Annotated in this window: 1 rRNA gene (only partly in view); it reads right to left on the bottom strand. The window is 57.3% G+C overall.

The features are described 5' to 3' along the window. Nucleotides 1-1,532, bottom strand: a 23S ribosomal RNA gene (locus ACFYST_RS36480); it reaches 1,284 nt to the left of the window's first position. Nucleotides 1,533-1,587 lie beyond the last annotated feature (55 nt).

Raw genomic sequence — 1,587 nt, 5'->3', positions numbered from 1 at the left:
CTGGTTCAGCGTTGGCGCTTCAAAGCGGGTACGGGAATATCAACCCGTTGTCCATCGACTACGCCTGTCGGCCTCGCCTTAGGTCCCGACTTACCCTGGGCAGATCAGCTTGACCCAGGAACCCTTGGTCAATCGGCGCAAGAGTTTCCCACTCTTGTATCGCTACTCATGCCTGCATTCTCACTCGTGAACCGTCCACAACTCGATTCCTCGGCTGCTTCACCCGGCACACGACGCTCCCCTACCCATCACAGCCTCCGTTGGGAGTATTGCTGCAATGACACGACTTCGGTGATGTGCTTGAGCCCCGCTACATTGTCGGCGCGGAATCACTTGACCAGTGAGCTATTACGCACTCTTTCAAGGGTGGCTGCTTCTAAGCCAACCTCCTGGTTGTCTCTGCGACTCCACATCCTTTCCCACTTAGCACACGCTTAGGGACCTTAGTCGGTGTTCTGGGCTGTTTCCCTCTCGACCATGGAGCTTATCCCCCACAGTCTCACTGCCGTGCTCTCACTTACCGGCATTCGGAGTTTGGCTAAGGTCAGTAACCCGGTGAGGCCCATCGCCTATCCAGTGCTCTACCTCCGGCAAGAAACACACGACGCTGCACCTAAATGCATTTCGGGGAGAACCAGCTATCACGGAGTTTGATTGGCCTTTCACCCCTAACCACAGGTCATCCCCCAGGTTTTCAACCCTGGTGGGTTCGGTCCTCCACACGGTCTTACCCGCGCTTCAACCTGCCCATGGCTAGATCACTCCGCTTCGGGTCTTGGGCATGCAACTCAAACGCCCTATTCGGACTCGCTTTCGCTACGGCTACCCCACACGGGTTAACCTCGCTACACACCGCAAACTCGCAGGCTCATTCTTCAAAAGGCACGCAGTCACAGTCCGAAGACTGCCCCCACGGCTTGTAGGCACACGGTTTCAGGTACTATTTCACTCCGCTCCCGCGGTACTTTTCACCATTCCCTCACGGTACTATCCGCTATCGGTCACCAGGGAATATTTAGGCTTAGCGGGTGGTCCCGCCAGATTCACACGGGATTTCTCGGGCCCCGTGCTACTTGGGAGAAGCTCAAGCGAGCCGTACAGATTTCGTCTACGGGGGTCTTACCCTCTACGCCGGACCTTTCGCATGTCCTTCGACTACCCATACGGTTTCTGACTCGCCCAGCCGCCGGCAGACGACTGAAGAACTTTCCCACAACCCCCTGAGCGCAACCCCTGCCGGGTCTCACACGCTCAAGGTTTGGCCTCATCCGGTTTCGCTCGCCACTACTCCCGGAATCACGGTTGTTTTCTCTTCCTGCGGGTACTGAGATGTTTCACTTCCCCGCGTTCCCTCCACACTGCCTATGTGTTCAGCAGCGGGTGACAGCCCATGACGACTGCCGGGTTTCCCCATTCGGACACCCCCGGATCAAAGCTCGGTTGACAGCTCCCCGGGGCCTATCGCGGCCTCCCACGTCCTTCATCGGTTCCTGGTGCCAAGGCATCCACCGTGCGCCCTTAAAAACTTGGCCACAGATGCTCGCGTCCACTGTGCAGTTCTCAAACAACGACCAGACACCCAAACTC

Source organism: Kitasatospora sp. NPDC004614, from assembly GCF_042873675.1.
GTDB lineage: Bacteria > Actinomycetota > Actinomycetes > Streptomycetales > Streptomycetaceae > Kitasatospora.
This window is presented reverse-complemented; position numbering and strand designations above follow the sequence as displayed.